This is a genomic window from Mesorhizobium sp. Cs1299R1N1, from assembly GCF_037179655.1.
GTDB lineage: Bacteria > Pseudomonadota > Alphaproteobacteria > Rhizobiales > Rhizobiaceae > Mesorhizobium > Mesorhizobium salmacidum.
In genome coordinates, this window is record NZ_JAPYKR010000009.1 from 288,435 (window position 1) to 303,217 (window position 14,783).

Annotated in this window: 14 protein-coding genes; 6 read left to right on the top strand and 8 right to left on the bottom strand. The window is 64.0% G+C overall.

Features of this window, described 5'->3' with window-relative positions; translation table 11 throughout:
- The first annotated feature begins 175 nt into the window (after positions 1 to 175).
- Both pncA and O7A70_RS21345 read left to right on the top strand, forming a co-directional pair.
- Positions 176 to 790 (top strand): bifunctional nicotinamidase/pyrazinamidase, encoded by a 615-nt coding sequence (pncA, locus tag O7A70_RS21340; protein WP_337142174.1) that lies wholly within the window; start codon positions 176 to 178, stop codon positions 788 to 790.
- A 34-nt stretch (positions 791 to 824) separates the two neighbouring features.
- Positions 825 to 2,243, top strand: a complete 1,419-nt coding sequence (locus tag O7A70_RS21345; RefSeq protein ID WP_337142176.1) for a sodium:proton antiporter — start codon at positions 825 to 827, stop codon at positions 2,241 to 2,243.
- An 82-nt stretch (positions 2,244 to 2,325) separates the two neighbouring features.
- Here O7A70_RS21345 and O7A70_RS21350 read toward each other — a convergent pair whose 3' ends face one another.
- The 8 genes from O7A70_RS21350 to gcvA form a co-directional block, all read right to left on the bottom strand.
- Positions 2,326 to 3,048 (bottom strand): ABC transporter ATP-binding protein, encoded by a 723-nt coding sequence (locus tag O7A70_RS21350; RefSeq protein WP_337142179.1) that lies wholly within the window; start codon positions 3,046 to 3,048, stop codon positions 2,326 to 2,328.
- The gene (locus O7A70_RS21355) at positions 3,045 to 3,770 is read right to left on the bottom strand and encodes an ABC transporter ATP-binding protein (RefSeq protein WP_337142182.1); all 726 of its coding nucleotides are present in this window, start codon (positions 3,768 to 3,770) and stop codon (positions 3,045 to 3,047) included. The genes O7A70_RS21350 and O7A70_RS21355 overlap by 4 nt, the downstream gene beginning before the upstream one ends.
- Positions 3,767 to 4,729, bottom strand: a complete 963-nt coding sequence (locus O7A70_RS21360; protein WP_337142184.1) for a branched-chain amino acid ABC transporter permease — start codon at positions 4,727 to 4,729, stop codon at positions 3,767 to 3,769. The genes O7A70_RS21355 and O7A70_RS21360 overlap by 4 nt, the downstream gene beginning before the upstream one ends.
- Positions 4,726 to 5,607 carry a branched-chain amino acid ABC transporter permease gene (locus O7A70_RS21365; RefSeq protein WP_337142186.1) on the bottom strand — a complete coding sequence of 294 codons (882 nt, stop codon included), beginning with the start codon at positions 5,605 to 5,607 and terminating at the stop codon, positions 4,726 to 4,728. Before O7A70_RS21365 ends, O7A70_RS21360 begins: the two co-directional genes overlap by 4 nt.
- A 105-nt stretch (positions 5,608 to 5,712) precedes the next feature.
- Positions 5,713 to 7,017 (bottom strand): ABC transporter substrate-binding protein, encoded by a 1,305-nt coding sequence (locus O7A70_RS21370; RefSeq protein WP_337142188.1) that lies wholly within the window; start codon positions 7,015 to 7,017, stop codon positions 5,713 to 5,715.
- 158 nt (positions 7,018 to 7,175) lie between these two features.
- Complete coding sequence (locus O7A70_RS21375; protein ID WP_337142190.1) at positions 7,176 to 8,609, bottom strand: hypothetical protein; 1,434 nt, start codon at positions 8,607 to 8,609, stop codon at positions 7,176 to 7,178.
- Between the two features lie 264 nt (positions 8,610 to 8,873).
- Positions 8,874 to 10,178: a nicotinate phosphoribosyltransferase gene (gene pncB / locus O7A70_RS21380; protein WP_027145391.1), complete on the bottom strand. Its 1,305-nt coding sequence runs from the start codon at positions 10,176 to 10,178 to the stop codon at positions 8,874 to 8,876.
- Positions 10,179 to 10,297: 119 nt separating this feature from the next.
- Positions 10,298 to 11,269 (bottom strand): transcriptional regulator GcvA, encoded by a 972-nt coding sequence (gene gcvA, locus O7A70_RS21385; RefSeq protein WP_337142193.1) that lies wholly within the window; start codon positions 11,267 to 11,269, stop codon positions 10,298 to 10,300.
- Positions 11,270 to 11,480: 211 nt separating this feature from the next.
- Here gcvA and speB point away from each other — a divergent pair, with 211 nt between their 5' ends.
- The 4 genes from speB (at position 11,481) to O7A70_RS21405 (ending at position 14,739) form a co-directional block, all read left to right on the top strand.
- Entirely contained in the window at positions 11,481 to 12,542 is a 1,062-nt protein-coding gene (gene speB, locus O7A70_RS21390; RefSeq protein ID WP_337142195.1) for an agmatinase, read from the top strand.
- An 80-nt stretch (positions 12,543 to 12,622) separates the two neighbouring features.
- Complete coding sequence (locus O7A70_RS21395) at positions 12,623 to 13,432, top strand: transporter substrate-binding domain-containing protein (RefSeq protein ID WP_337142196.1); 810 nt, start codon at positions 12,623 to 12,625, stop codon at positions 13,430 to 13,432.
- A 6-nt stretch (positions 13,433 to 13,438) separates the two neighbouring features.
- Positions 13,439 to 14,095 (top strand): amino acid ABC transporter permease, encoded by a 657-nt coding sequence (locus O7A70_RS21400; RefSeq protein WP_337142198.1) that lies wholly within the window; start codon positions 13,439 to 13,441, stop codon positions 14,093 to 14,095.
- Complete coding sequence (locus O7A70_RS21405) at positions 14,092 to 14,739, top strand: amino acid ABC transporter permease (protein WP_337142200.1); 648 nt, start codon at positions 14,092 to 14,094, stop codon at positions 14,737 to 14,739. The genes O7A70_RS21400 and O7A70_RS21405 overlap by 4 nt, the downstream gene beginning before the upstream one ends.
- Positions 14,740 to 14,783 lie beyond the last annotated feature (44 nt).

Genomic DNA, 14,783 nt, shown 5'->3' on the forward strand with positions numbered 1-14,783 from the left:
CCAGAGTTTACGCCGGCGCCCACCCGGCTGGCGTCGCCACGCATTTGTTATGCCGCGGGAGGTTGACGCGGCCCGCCATCTGGTCAAGTTTCTCCCTCCGGTCGCGCCAGCGGCTTTTTCTTTCGCCCGGTCCCTCGTTCGGAGCCCGAGCCCTAGCCTGACAGGAAGGAAACCCATGGCCGACGAAGCGCTCGTTGTCATCGACCTGCAGAACGATTTTTGCCCGGGCGGCGCGCTGGCGGTGGCCGGCGGCGACGAGATCGTGCCGCTGATCAATGACATGATCCGGCGAACCGACCATGTCGTGCTGACGCAGGACTGGCACCCCGCCGGCCATTCCAGCTTTGCCTCCAGCCACCCGGGTTCGCAGCCTTTTTCGACCATCGACATGCCCTATGGTCCGCAGACGCTGTGGCCGGACCATTGCATTCAGGGCAGTCTCGGCTCGGATTTCCATTCCGGCCTTGCGTGGACAAAGGCCGAGCTCGTCATCCGCAAAGGTTATCGCCCTGCCATCGACAGCTACTCGGCCTTTTTCGAGAACGATCACACGACGCCGACCGGGCTCGCCGGCTATCTCCAGGAGCGCGGCATCGACACGCTGACCCTGGTCGGCCTGGCGACCGATTTCTGTGTCGCCTTCTCGGCGCTGGATGCGGTCAAACAGGGTTTTAGAACCATGGTCAGGCTCGATGCCTGCCGTGGCATCGATCTTAACGGGTCGCTCGAGACAATGCTGGCGAAAATGCGCGATGCCGGCGTGACGCTCGAAGATCACACGTCCGGCTGACCGCACCGTGGGGGGCAGAAGGGGATCTTTGCCGATGGCGATCGGGACGGCCGGTGCGATCGCCGTCGCGATGCTGTTTCCGGTATCGGCATTCGCGGCTGAAGAACACGGCCTACCTGGCGCCACGATGTCGCTCTGGTGGGCGCTGCCTTTTGCCGGGCTGCTCCTGTCGATCGCCACCGGGCCCCTGCTGTTCCACCATGTCTGGGAACACCACTACGGCAAGATCACCGCCTTGTGGGCGGCGCTGGTGATCGTGCCGCTCGCGGTCGCCTTCGGTGCCCCGGCGGCAACCGAGGCGGTGCTGCACGCGCTGCTCACCGAATACATGTCGTTCATCGTCCTGCTGTTTGCGCTCTACACGATTTCGGGCGGCATCCTGCTTGCCGGCAATATTCACGGCACACCGCTGGTCAATGCCGGACTGCTGATCGTCGGGGCGCTGCTTGCCTCGGTGATCGGCACGACGGGCGCCTCGATGATCCTGATCCGGCCGATCCTGCGCGCCAACGACAACAGGCGTTTCAATGCCCATGTCGTCATCTTCTTCATTTTCCTGGTGTCCAACATCGGCGGCTCGCTGACGCCGCTCGGCGACCCGCCGCTGTTCGTCGGCTTCCTGCGCGGCGTCGATTTCTTCTGGACGACCAACAATCTCTACCGGGAGACGCTGTTCGTCGGCGTCGTCGTGCTGGCGGCGTTCCTGGCGATCGACCTCATCCTGCACCGGCGCGAGGCCGGCGCGCCGAAGATCAAGGATCCAACCCCGGATACGAAGGTGCGCCTGCGCGGCCTGGCCAACCTTCCGCTGCTGGCCGGTGTGATCGGCGCCATCCTGCTGTCGGCGGCCTGGAAACCGGGCGTGAGCTTTTCCGTGTTCGGCGTCAGCCTCGAGCTGCAGAACCTGATACGCGACGCGATCATCCTCGTGCTGGCCCTGCTATCGCTTCCCCTCTCGTATAAGAGCCACCGCGAAGCGAACGGCTTCAACTGGGGTCCGATCGCGGAAGTGGCCAAATTGTTCGCCGGCATCTTCACCTGCATCGTTCCGGTCATCGCCATTTTGAGGGCCGGCCATGACGGCGCGCTGGCGCCGCTTGTCGCGCTCGTCACCTCGGCGCAAGGCACGCCAAACGATCTCGCCTATTTCTGGCTGACCGGGGCGCTGTCGTCCTTCCTCGACAATGCGCCGACCTATCTGGTATTCTTCGAGTTGGCGGGCGGCGACCCTCAGCATCTGATGACCGAGTTCGCCTCGACGCTTGCCGCGATCTCGGCGGGTGCCGTGTTCATGGGGGCCAACACCTATATCGGCAACGCACCCAATTTCATGGTCTATGCCATTGCCAGGCATCGCGGCGTCAAGATGCCGGGCTTCTTCGGGTATATGCTGTGGTCCGGGCTGGTGCTGATCCCGACCTTTTTGATCGCGGGTTTTCTGTTCTTTGGCTAGATCCATTCGACGCAATTCCCAAGGGAAAGCGCTACACGCTTTTCCCGGAAACTGCTGCGCACCTTTCCTGGAATTGCTCCCGTCAGCCGACACCGACATAACGCCTGACCGCCGACGGGTCGGCGCGCAGGGTCTCGACATCGACCGTCTCGCGGTTGCGGCCGTTTTCGATGAAGCAAACCCGATCGGCGACCGACAGCACGGCATCGACCCGCTGCTCGACCAGGATGGTGGAGACATCCATCTCGCGCAGCTTCGACACCGTCTCGCGGATCTTGGCGATCATCGACGGCATCAACCCTTCGGTCGGCTCGTCGAGCAAAAGCACCTGCGGCCCGAGGCAGAGCGCACGCGCCATGGCCAGCATCTGCTGCTCGCCGCCGGACAAGGTGCCCGAGCGCTGCCGCAGCCGCTGGCGCAGCAGCGGGAAGAGATCGAGGACGTTCTCGCGCGTCGCTTTGCCCTTGCCGCGCGCCATCAGGCCGATCTCGATGTTCTCCGCCACCGTCATTTCGGCGAACAGCCGCCTTCCCTGCGGCACGTAGGCGACGCCGGCCTTGGGCACTTCATGCGCCGGCAGGCCGGTCAATTCTTGCCCGGCGAGCCTGATCGAGCCGGCACGCGCTGGAACCAGGCCCATGATCGCCTTCAGCGTCGTCGTCTTGCCGGCGCCGTTGCGGCCGAACAGGCACAGCACCTCGCCCTTGTTCAGCACGAGATCGAGCCCGTAGAGCACCTGGACCTCGCCATAGAAGCAGTCCAGCCCCGAGATCACCAGTGCATCGGTCTTGCTCGTCTCCCTCATGGGGCGGTCCCCAGATAGGCTTCCTGCACCGCGGCGTTGTCGCGGATCGCTTCCGGCGTGCCCTCGGCCAGGATCCTGCCGGCGTTGAAGACGGTGATGCGGTCGGCAAGCTGCATGACGACCGGCATGTTGTGCTCGATCAGCAGCACGGTGGCGTTCTTGGCGATGTCGCGAACCAGCTCGATGAAATTATCGATCTCGCTGTCGGACAGGCCTTGCGTCGGCTCGTCGAGGATCAGCAGGCGCGGCTTCAGCGCCAGGCCCATCGCCACTTCCAGCAATCGCTGATGTCCGTAGGACAATTGCCCGGCCGGCATATGGGCGCGGCCGGCCAGCCCGGTGCGTTCGAGCGCCGACATGACGCCGGCGCGTACCGCACCCTTCGAGCGGCCGTCGCTCAGCGTGCGCTGCACCGGCAGCGCGACATTGTCATAGGCGCTGAGGTTGGCGAAGACGCTGGTGATCTGGAATGTGTAGGCGATGCCCTGGCGGACCCTGACATAGGCCGGCAGGCCGGTGATGTCGGCGCCGCCGAAGAGGATCGCCCCCGAAGAGGGCTGGATGCGGCCGCTGACAAGGCTGACGAAGGTGGTCTTGCCCGCGCCGTTGGGGCCGATGACGGCGCGGATTTCTCCGGGCATCAGGGTGAAGTCGACGCTGTCGACGGCGCGCAGGCCGCCAAAATTGCGCGACAGACCCTTGGTGGTCAAAAGCGGCGTCATGGCAACCACCCGAGCCAGCGCTGGCGGATGCTGCCGAGAATGCCCTTCGGGAAGAACAGCACCAGCAGGATCAACGCAATGCCGACGATCAGCAGATAAGCCGATGTGTAGCCGCTGGTGACATCGATGACATAGTACATGAACAGCGTGCCGATCAGCGGTCCAAGCGTTGTGGCAGCACCTCCGAGCAGGACCCACAGCAGCGGCAGGATCGAATACTGCACCGAGGCGAAGCTCGAGCCGACATAGCCGAACAGCAGCGCGTAGGCGGCGCCGGACGCCGCGCAGATCGTGCCGGAGACGACGACGGCTGCGAGCTTGTTGGAGAAGGTGTCGTAGCCCAGCATCTTCGTGCGCTCTTCGTTTTCACGGATGGCGACCAGCACGCGGCCAAAGCGGGAGCGGACGATGGCGAGCATCATCAGAAGCACGAGCGAGAACAGCGCCAGCGCGCTCATGTAGCGCACGGTCGGATTGGTGAGGTCGAGCGAGGTTCCGCCGAAAGTGAGGACACGCGCCGGCTGCGGCACGACCATGCCCTGGTCGCCCCCGGTCCAGGCCGCGAAATAAAGGATGGCGAGATAAAACACCTGGGCGAACATCATGGTGACGATCATGAAGGCGACGCCCGTGGTGCGCAGCGCCAGGAGACCGATGATCAGCGAAAGAACCGCCCCACAGCCAAGACCCGCGGCGAATGCCGCCGGCACGCTCCACCCGAGCTGGATGATGGCAAGGCCGGCACCATAAAGCCCGGCGCCAAAGAACATGGCATGGCCGAGGCTGAGCAGGCCGACATAGCCGAACAGCATGTTGTAGCCCATGGCGAAGACCGCCAACACCATGATGCGGGCGAGCAGGCCGTGATAGTACTCCGGCAGCAGGAAACTCAGCACGAAGAGCAGGGCAATCGCGCCGAGGTGCAGCGCGTAGGCCTTTGCCGGCGAAGCTTCGCTCATCGCGATGCCGTCCCGAACAGGCCTTGCGGCCGGAACACCAGCACCATGGCGACCAGCAGCGTGGCGATGATCTTGGCCAGCGTCGGCGAGAAGAACATCGAGATGATGCCGTCGGACAGGCCGATCAGCACGGCGGCGACGACCGTGCCGCGCAGCGAGCCGAGACCACCGATGATGACCACGATGAAGGACAGCAGCAGCGGGTCCTGCCCCATCAGGTAGTGCGCCTGGCTGATCGGCACGATCAGCACCGCGGCGATCGCCGCCAGCATGGCGCCGAGCGCGAAGACGCCGCCATAGACACGGCCGACAGGGATGCCGAAGGCCTGCGCCGTCTCGCTGTCATATTGCGTGGCACGCATGATGAGACCAATTTTCGTGCGCGTCAGCACCAGCCATGTCGCGATCAACAAGAGAGCGGATGCGGCGATAATAGACAGCTTGTAGCCGGAATAGCCGAACCACGGCAAAAGGATGCGGTAGCTGAAAGGCGGCTCGACGGGTCGCGCCTCGGGACCATAGAAAGTCAGCGCCAGCTGCTGGATGATGTAGAGCATGCCGATGGTGGCGACGATGGTGGCTTCCGGATTGTAATTGAGCCGGCGCAGCACCAGCCGCTCGGCGACCAGCGCGATGCCACCGACGATCAGCGGCGCAATCACCAGCGCCGCCAGGAAGCCGAGGGCCGGGTGGCCGCCGATTGCCGTGGTGATCGCCCAGGCAAGCACGGCGCCCAGCATGAAGAACTCGCCATGGGCGACGTTGACGACACGCATGACGCCGAACACCAGCGACAAGCCAAGCGCGGTCAGCGCCAGCACGGCCGAGGTGACGAGGCCTTCGAGGGCGGCGAGGAGGAGGTGAGGGCCGAAGTGCATTGATTACACGCTCGATAGGGTGGCGCGAAGCGCCCCCTCTGTCCTGCCGGACCCGGCAGGACAGAGGGGGGTAGGCCGAAGGGCACTGGGCTTAAAGAACCAAGCTCACAGCGCCTGGGTCGTGTAATCCCCTTCGGCTTCGTAAAGCCCGTCCTCGATCTTGGTCTTGTGGACGACCTTCAGCTTGCCGCCTTCGACCTTGGAGATGTTCTGGATGCCAAAGCACTGGTGGATCTTGCCGTTGAAGGTTTTTGGTCCTTGCGGATGCTCCGGCCCTTCGGCGAATTCCTTCAGCGCTTCGGTCGCCTCGACCAGCTTGGCGCGGTCTTCCGGTCCCTTGTAGCCGGCGTCTTCCATCGCCTTCTTGACGACGTAGAGCGTTTCCCAGCAACCGAACATGTGCGCGGCGGTGGAGACGTCCTTGGGGTCGCCGACGGCGGCGCCATTGTCGTCGATGCCGACGGCGGCGCGATAGGCTTTCTGCGCTTCGCTGTCATCGGGCTGGGCGTAGCGCGGCGAGCCTTCCCAGAAATGGCTGCCGTCGAGGAATTCGAGGCCGGGGCTGTTGATGTCGACGGCTTCGAGCGAATCGATGAAGCCGAACAGCTGCGGCCGGTTCGAACCGTAGAACTCGCCGAGCTCCTTGACGAAGGTGAGCACCGCCGGACCGACCATGACGTGGTAAATCACCTCGGTTTCGGCCGGTATCTGCGGGAAGTATTTGGTGAAGGAACTCTCCGTCGGCGGAATGGCGATCTGCGCGATCACCTCGGCGCCTTGCGCCTTCAGCGCCGGCGGCAGGTAATCGCGATGGTCGTAGCCGAAGGCGAAATCGGGGAATATCTGCGTCACCTTCTTGCCGGCATTGGCCGCGATCCACGGCGCCATCGACTGGATCTGGCTCTTCACGTCGGTGATGCCGGGCTGGAAGACGTAGCGGTTGAGCTTGGTCGAGGCGACGTGATGCCCTTCGCTGACGACGAAATAGGGCATCTTGGCTTCGCCGGCGGCCGGAGCCGAGCCGATGACGACGTGCGAGAACAGCGTGCCGAAGACGATGTCGGTCTTGTGCTGCGTGGCGAACTTGCCGACCACCTCGGCGCCGCGACCGGGATCCGTGCCGTCATCCTCGATGATCACCTCGACCTGGCGGCCGTTGATGCCGCCAGCGGCATTGATCGCCTTGATGGCGGCGGCGGTGGTCTTCTCGTACCAGCGGCCATAGGCGGCGCCGATACCGGTGCGGTGCGACTGGAAGCCGATCTTGATCGGCGCGGAGCTTTGCGCCTGGGAATAACGGACGAAACCGGGCGCCATGGCGAGGCCGGCACCGGCGGCGAGCCCCTTCAGCGCGGTGCGGCGGGTGAGTGTGGTTTTGGAGAGGTCGAAAAATCCGTTCTTGTCAGTCACGTTCGTTCCCCTGTTTTTGCGTTTTGACCAACGATAGGGCGGCTCGAACATCCTCGGCAAGAGGATGCAAAATTGCATGTGTACAAACTAAATCACCAAAGGCTTGGCCTGGCAAGCGAGCTTTCCGTCAAGGCATGACCCATGGGAAATGGCTTGTCTCACCCGACCGTCGGCGTGGCAAGCAGCCAGAGACCGAAAATGGTGTAGGCGATCATCAAGACGGTGAGCGGAAACTGGCTGAGCGCGGCGCGGGCAGGCTGCGGATGCAGGCGCCAGGCAAGGCCGTGGGCGACGAGTACCGCGAGCACGTGGCCAAGGATGATGGCGCCGGCCTGGACATTCCACAGCCACCACGCGGAACCCGCGCCGGCAACGACGCCGGCTTCGACCTGCATGTCGGCGGTGCCGAACAGATTCCAGCCCAGCGCGAAAGGATCGGACAGGGAGGCCAATGCATACTGGCCGTCGACCAGCAGCACCGTCAGATAGTGCGCGACATGGTAGGCGAGCGCGATCGGCACGATCGACCACACCAGCAAGCCCGCCGCCTGGGCGAGCGGTTTATCGCTGCCGGCAAGGCGCTGACCGAGGATTACCGCAACCAGGAACACCCCCGCGAGCAGCACGAATGCCAGGACAAGGCCAAGGCTGCCGCTGCCAATCACCGCCGTACGGCCGGGAAATTCGAGCGGATTGATGCCGAACAAGCCGAGCCAGAAAAAGGTCTTCGACAGGCCGTCGAAGGAGACCGAGGACAAAGCAAGCAGCAGGAAGGCGATGCCGCTGGCGGGCAATGGCTCGGCCGTGAGCAGCTTGGCGCCCGGCCAGCACAGCGCAAGACGGCCTTTGTCGCCGCGCTCGACCGGCGCGAAGCGGGCAACCATCGAGAAGAAGATGCCGAGGAATTCACCGCTGCGGCTCCACTTGTCGTAGCCGAACACCCGCATGGCGATAAAGGTGAGCAGCCAATAGAGGCCGGCGGCAAAGGCTAGCCGCGCCGGATCGTCGGGCGCCGGGTCGACGAGTTCGAACCAGGCAAAGGCGAAGAACAGGACGACGGCCGGCCAGCAGCCAAGCCACTGCGGAAGTTGCCAGGCCGCTTCATTGCTTCTGCCGCGCGACAGCAGCCGCCACGGGCCGCACCAGGGGTTGAGCCACGACCACAGATCGCCGAGCAGGCCTTGCAGCAGGGTCAGGCCGGCCCATAGCAGCGTCCAGATCACCAATGGCAGCGGGTTGGAGAGGGGATCGCGGCTGCCGAGCAAGCCGGCGGCGACGAGAATTGCAAAGCCGGCAAAGGAGATCAGGCTGATGATGGCGCGGGCGCTGTCGCTGAAGGCGAATAGCGGCAGGCGCCGGCGCCAAAGGAGGCCGAGCCAATTTGCCGGCAGCAGGGCTAGCACGAGGAAGCTGACAGCCACGGCGAAGGCGCCGCCGATGAGGTAGTAGCCGGTGGGGAGAAGCAGGACGTGGCCGCGGTCGGAGGCGTGGGCGAAGGCGGGAGTGGGGGAGACGAGCCACAAGGCGGCAAGCAAGAGGGCTAGCGACAGACGGAAGCACTCTACGGCGCCCCCCTCTGTCCTGCCGGACATCTCCCCCACGAGGGGGGAAATTGGCTGGCCGTGCCGTCGGCGCTTTTCGTGCAACGTCGGCGATTGGCGAAAGCGGAGATAAAGTCCAATCTCCTCCCAAGAGGGGGGTAAGGAGTGGTCCGCGCAGCGGACGGGAAGCCAACTGCTTGGCTTTCCGAACAACGAACGCCCGGAGCGACAGCGGAGGGCCGGGTCCGGCAGGACAGAGGGGGGCGCGACGGAACTCGACCTATCCGGGTTTCCCATCCCCCGCGAGCCTCAACCTCAAACCTTGACCAGTTGCTCCACGCGATCCTTCTGTCCAAAAATCCTCAAATACCGCTCGATCTCCTTGAGATCGCCGGTCGCCTTGGCTGGATTGTCGGAAAGCTTCACCGCCAGCCGGCCATTGGCCTCGGTGACCTTGCAGACCAGCGATATGGCGTCGAGGCTCTTGGTCTCTGTCGGCGCGCAGCCTTCGAAATCATTGGTCAAATTGGTGCCCCAGCCGAAGGACATGCGTACCTTGCCCTTGAAGTGACGGTAGGTCTCCTCGATGGTTTCCACCTCGAGCCCATCGGAGAAGATCAGCAGCTTCTGCCTGGGGTCCTTGCCCTTCTCGCGCCACCAGGACAGGATCTTTTCACCGCCCTCGATCGGCGGCGCGCTGTCGGGGCGAAAGCCCGTCCAGTCGGCCACCCAGTCCGGCGCGTCGCGCAGGAAGGAAGCGGTGCCGAAGGCGTCGGGCAGCACGATAAGCAGGTTGCCGCCATAGTAGCGCTGCCAGTCCTGCAGCACCTTGTAGGGCGACTGCTTCAGCTCTTTTTCCGAATTGGCGAGTGCCGCGAACACCATCGGCAGTTCATGCGCGTTGGTGCCGAGCGCTTCGAGGTCGTTGTCCATGGCCAGCAGCACGTTTGAGGTGCCGGTGAACGCTTCGCCGATGCCTTCCTTCAGCGCCTCCACGCACCAGCGTTGCCACAGGAAGGAATGGCGCCGGCGCGTTCCGAAGTCGGAAATGCGGATGCCGGGCAGCGCCTTCAGCCGTTCGGTCTTGGCCCACATCTTGGCCTTGGCGCGGGCGTAGAGCACGTCGAGCGCGAAGGGCCCATAGGCCCGCATGGCCGCGCGAGATCGGAGTTCGTTGATGATGGCGAGCGCCGGGATTTCCCACAGCGTCGTGTACATCCAGGGGCCGGAGAAAGTTAGTTCGTATTGTCCGTCGTGCTTGGAAAGCTCATAGTCGGGCAGCCGAAAACCTTCCAGCCAGGCGAGGAATTCCGGATCGAAAATCTGCTTGCGGCCATAGAAATTATTGCCACCCAGCCAGATCATCTCCTTCTTGGAGAAGCGCAGCGTGCGGGCATGGTCGAGCTGTTCGCGCAATTCGCCCTCGTCGATCTCGTCGGCGAGCCGCACCGAGGTGGTGCGGTTGATCAGGGAGAAGGTGGCGTCGACCTTGGGATACATGCCCCAGATCATCTGCAGCATCAAAAGCTTGTAGAAGTCGGTGTCGAGCAGGCTGCGCACGATCGGGTCGAGCTTCCAGGTGTGGTTGTAGACGCGCCGCGCAATATCGGTCTTGGCCATGTCTCGTTACCGCCTTCGCTGCCCTGCCACCACAATAGCGACAGGCCTCATAGCATCGAATTGGCCAAAACGCTGCCCGCTTTCAGGCTGGCCCGACAAAAAGAAAGTCCTGCGTGCGGCTACGAGGGTTTGCCGCCCATCACCTTGAGCGCGGGACGTTTGCGGCGGGTGACGAGGCGGCCCGCCACCGGGGCGTCGGCGCGGCCGTCATCCCCAGCCTTCTCGGCGAACAGCCAGTCCATGAACACCTGCACGATCGGCGTCGCCCGCATCTCGTTGCGGCAAACGACATAGAAGTCGTCGACCGCCGGCACCGACAGGCTGAACGGCGCGACCAGCATGCCCCTGGCGAGCAGCGCGCTTGCCGTCACCGAGTCGCCCAACGCCACGCCATGGCCGTGCACGGCGGCTTCCGCCGTCATGCGCGCATCGCCGAGATGATGGCGCCGGCCGCGCTCGAGGTCCAGCGCGTCGGCGGCGGCCAGCCAGGTGTGCCACTCGCGGCCGTCGTCACCATGCAGCAAGACGTGGTCGGCGAGGTCGCGAACGCTACGGATCGGCCGGTTGTTGATCAGCGTCGGGCTGACCACGGGAAACAGTTCGAGGCCCGACCATTTGCGCATCCAGCAATCGGCCCAGCTGCCATCGCCATAGTGCACGCAGACATCGATATGCGGCGCCCGGATATCCCTGGGATCGTTGGAGGGAATGAGCGTCAGCTGGATGTCGGGATATTGCGCGGTGAAGCTGCCCAGCCTCGGCGTCATCCACAAAAGCAGCAGCGCCGGCACGCAGGACACCGACAGCGCGCCGCTGCTTGCCGGCCGGGTCAGCCGTTGCGTGGCGGCGGCGATGCCGTCGAACGCGACCGATACCGCAGGCAAGAGCTCGGCGCCGTGCGGGGTCAATTTGACCCGCTGGCCGACGCGTTCGAAAAGCTTGACGCCAAGCGATTGCTCCAGCGCCTTGATCTGGTGGCTGACGGCGCCATGGGTGACATTCAGTTCGCTCGCCGCCTTGGTCAACGAGGCATGGCGCGCCGTTGCCTCGAAGGCGCGCAGCGGGTTGAGAGGTGGCAAGCGCTTGGCCATGGATGCTCGGCTTCATTGTGAGATTTTCTCACAGAAAACACCCTAACAATATCAATTGCTTTTTCAAAGCGGCTGCCGGACACTTTGCCCCAAGACAACATCAAGACGTGAAATCTGCGGACAGCCAGCGGGACAGCGGCCCGGCCGGATGACGGTCGGTTCGCGCGGGGTCACCGACCGGCAACACCGCATCGGCTGAGGAGAAGCGGATATGGGATACGATCGCGGCAAGCTCGACGCGCTGCGTCGCAAATATGGCGAGAGCCATGGCGGCGAGATGTTCGACCCGAAATTCCGCAAGGTCGCGGACAAGATCTTTTCCAAGAGCGGCACGCGGCTGGCGCCCTATTCCGGCATCCCGACTTTCCTCACCGCGCCCTATCGTGAAATCGCCGCCGAAAATCCGGACTTCGGCGACCTGCAGGTGGCAATCATTGGCGTGCCGATGGATCTTGGCGTCACCAACCGGCCGGGCTCGCGCTTCGGGCCGCGCGCATTGCGGGCCATCGAGCGCATCGGCCCCTACAACCATGTACTGGAATGCGCGCCGACGCATGAGCTCAGGGTGGCCGACATCGGCGACGTTCCGTTCCAGAGCCGCTACAGGCTGGAGACCAGCCATGAGGATATCGAGCGGCGCATCAACCAGATCGTCGACGCCGGTGTCATTCCGCTGTCGGTCGGCGGCGACCACTCGATCACGCACCCGATCCTGAAGGCGGTCGGCAAGAAGGCGCCGGTCGGCCTGATCCACATCGACGCCCACTGCGACACCAGCGGCCTGTTCGACCTGACCAAATTCCACCATGGCGGCCCGTTCCGCAACGCTGTGCTCGATGGCGTGCTCGATCCGACGCGCACCATCCAGATCGGCATCCGCGGCTCGGCTGAATATTTGTGGGAGTTCACCTACGAATCCGGCATGACAGTGGTCCATGCCGAGGAGGTGACCGGGCTCGGCATTCCCGCCATCATCGAGAAGGCGCGCAGAATAGTCGGCGATGGCCCGACCTATGTGTCTTTCGACATCGACAGCGTCGACCCGGCCTTCGCGCCGGGCACGGGCACGCCGGAAGTCGGCGGGCTGACGACCCGCGAAGTGCTTGAACTGCTGCGCGGCCTCAAGGGCCTGAACATCGTCGGCGGCGACGTCGTCGAGGTGGCGCCGCAATATGACGCGACCACCAACACCGCGCATGCCGGCGCCCAGGTGCTGTTCGAGATCCTGAGCCTGATGGTGTTCAGCCCGGCCGTCACAAGCAAGGGCGCCTGACGATCAAAGCCAAGGCGGCCGCCGCGCTGGAGCCGGCGGCCGACCCAAACAATCAAAAAGCTTCCAGAAGGGGAATGACAATGACAATCCGCTCGACATTCAAATCATCCATCGCCGCCGTCCTGATCCTGGGCGCGGCAGGTTTCAGCCTTGGCACACAGGCGGCCAAGGCTGACGCGCTGGCCGATATCACCAAAGCCGGCACCATCAATGTCGGCGTCTTCGCAGATTTCCCGCCCTTCTCCTCGGCCAGCGCGGACATGAGCCTCAAGGGCTATGACATGGACGTCGCGCAGTACATCGCCGACACGCTCAAGGTGAAGCTCAATCCGATCGCCGTCACCGGCCAGAACCGCATCCCCTATTTGAACGATCGTCGCGTCGACATCCTGATGAGCGTCGGCTACTCGAAGGAGCGCGAGCAGGTCATCGACTTCGCCGCCGCCTACGCGCCCTACTACATCGCGGTCATCGGCCCGGCGGCGATGTCGGTCAAAGGCAAGGAAGACCTCGCCGGCAAGTCGATCGCCGTCAATCGCGGCACGCTGGAAGATACCTCGCTCACCGAGGCAGCACCTACATCGGCCGACATCAAGCGCTTCGACAACTACAATTCGGTGATCCAGGCCTTCATCTCCGGCCAGACCCAGCTGATGGTCGTCGGCAACGACGTCGGCGCGCAGGTGCTGGCCAAGCAGGACGTGCTCAAGCCCGAGCAGAAGTTCCAGCTTCTGACCTCGCCCTCGCATATCGGCCTCAACAAGAATGAGGACGGCCTCAAGAAGGCGGTCAACGACGCCGTCGCCAAGATGCTGGCGGACGGCAAGCTGGACGAAAGCTCGAAGGCCTGGCTGAAGACGCCGCTCAACCCCGACAACCTCAAGGATTGAGTTGCCGTGGCCTTCGGCTGGCTTCCAGGTGCCGTGGGCGACATAGCGCATGGCGCCGCGACGACGATCCTTTTGATCGCCGTCACCACGCTGGCGGGAACGCTGCTCAGCATCCTCGGTGCCGCGGGACGGCGAAACGGCCCCGCGCTGCTGCGCCGGGCCATCGCCTGGTATGTCGAGGTGATGCGCAACACGCCGTTCCTGGTGCAGCTGTTCTTCATCTTCTTCGGCCTGCCGAGCCTCGGCATCAGGCTCGACCCGATCCTGGCCGCCATGCTGGCGATGACGCTCAACATGGCGGCCTACACGATCGAGATCGTCGGCGCCGGGCTCGACGCGGTGCCGAACGGGCAGACGGAAGCGGCCCTGGCGCTCGGGCTGAGGCCGCGACAGGTGTTCATCAAGATCGTGCTGCCGCAGGCGCTCAAGATCATCTATCCCGCGCTGACCAGCCAGATCGTCATCATGATGCTGGAATCCGCCGTGGTGTCGCAGATCGCGGTGCGCGAACTGACGTATGAGGCGGACATGCTGCAGGCGCGCACTTTTCGCTCGTTCGAGACCTATTTCGTCGTGACGCTGGTCTATCTCTTGATGTCGATGGGCTTGCGGCGGCTGCTGGTGTCAGGCGGACGCCGCGCGCTCGGAGCGGGCGTGTCATGATCGAGTTCACGCTGTGGGACATCGTACGCAACCTTCTGCTTGCGGCCCGCTGGACGGTACTTTTGTCGCTGGCCGCCTTCGTCGGTGGCGCGCTGGTCGGAATGGCGGTGCTGTTCCTGAGGATCGCCAAGAATAAATGGAGCCGGCGCCTTGCCTCCGGTTATATCGCCCTGTTCCAGGGAACGCCGCTCCTGATGCAGCTCTTCCTGATGTTCTTCGGCCTGCCGATGCTCGGCCTGCGCATCGAACCCTGGACCGCGGCGGTGCTCGGCCTGACCTTCTTCGCCAGCGCCTATCTCGCCGAAATCTGGCGCAGCGGTGTCGACGCGCTGCCGCTTGGTCAATGGGACGCCGGAGCCAGCCTCGGCCTGCACTATCTGCAGGAACTCAGGCTGATCATCCTGCCCCAGGCGTTCGCGATCACCCGCGCGCCGACGGTCGGCTTCCTGGTGCAGCTGATCAAATCGACCGCGCTGACCTCGATCATCGGCTTCGAGGAATTGGTGCGGACTTCGAATGCCATCAACAACGCCACCTTCGAGCCATTCAAGGTCTATGGGCTGGTGGCGCTGATCTTCTTCGTCATGTGCTTTCCGCTGACGCAATATGCGCGGTCGCTGGAGAAGCAGACATTGACGCGCTGAACCGAAAGCATCTTGTTTTGACCAACCTCGACGCGACCGCAAGC

Bases quoted from the DNA above. Each gene is read 5' to 3' on its own strand.
- pncA (WP_337142174.1), top strand. From the start codon at position 176: ATGGCCGACGAAGCGCTCGTTGTCATCGACCTGCAGAACGATTTTTGC.
- O7A70_RS21345 (WP_337142176.1), top strand. From the start codon at position 825: ATGGCGATCGGGACGGCCGGTGCGATCGCCGTCGCGATGCTGTTTCCG.
- O7A70_RS21350 (WP_337142179.1), bottom strand. From the start codon at position 3,048: ATGAGGGAGACGAGCAAGACCGATGCACTGGTGATCTCGGGGCTGGAC.
- O7A70_RS21355 (WP_337142182.1), bottom strand. From the start codon at position 3,770: ATGACGCCGCTTTTGACCACCAAGGGTCTGTCGCGCAATTTTGGCGGC.
- O7A70_RS21360 (WP_337142184.1), bottom strand. From the start codon at position 4,729: ATGAGCGAAGCTTCGCCGGCAAAGGCCTACGCGCTGCACCTCGGCGCG.
- O7A70_RS21365 (WP_337142186.1), bottom strand. From the start codon at position 5,607: ATGCACTTCGGCCCTCACCTCCTCCTCGCCGCCCTCGAAGGCCTCGTC.
- O7A70_RS21375 (WP_337142190.1), bottom strand. From the start codon at position 8,609: ATGTCCGGCAGGACAGAGGGGGGCGCCGTAGAGTGCTTCCGTCTGTCG.
- pncB (WP_027145391.1), bottom strand. From the start codon at position 10,178: ATGGCCAAGACCGATATTGCGCGGCGCGTCTACAACCACACCTGGAAG.
- gcvA (WP_337142193.1), bottom strand. From the start codon at position 11,269: ATGGCCAAGCGCTTGCCACCTCTCAACCCGCTGCGCGCCTTCGAGGCA.
- speB (WP_337142195.1), top strand. From the start codon at position 11,481: ATGGGATACGATCGCGGCAAGCTCGACGCGCTGCGTCGCAAATATGGC.
- O7A70_RS21395 (WP_337142196.1), top strand. From the start codon at position 12,623: ATGACAATCCGCTCGACATTCAAATCATCCATCGCCGCCGTCCTGATC.
- O7A70_RS21405 (WP_337142200.1), top strand. From the start codon at position 14,092: ATGATCGAGTTCACGCTGTGGGACATCGTACGCAACCTTCTGCTTGCG.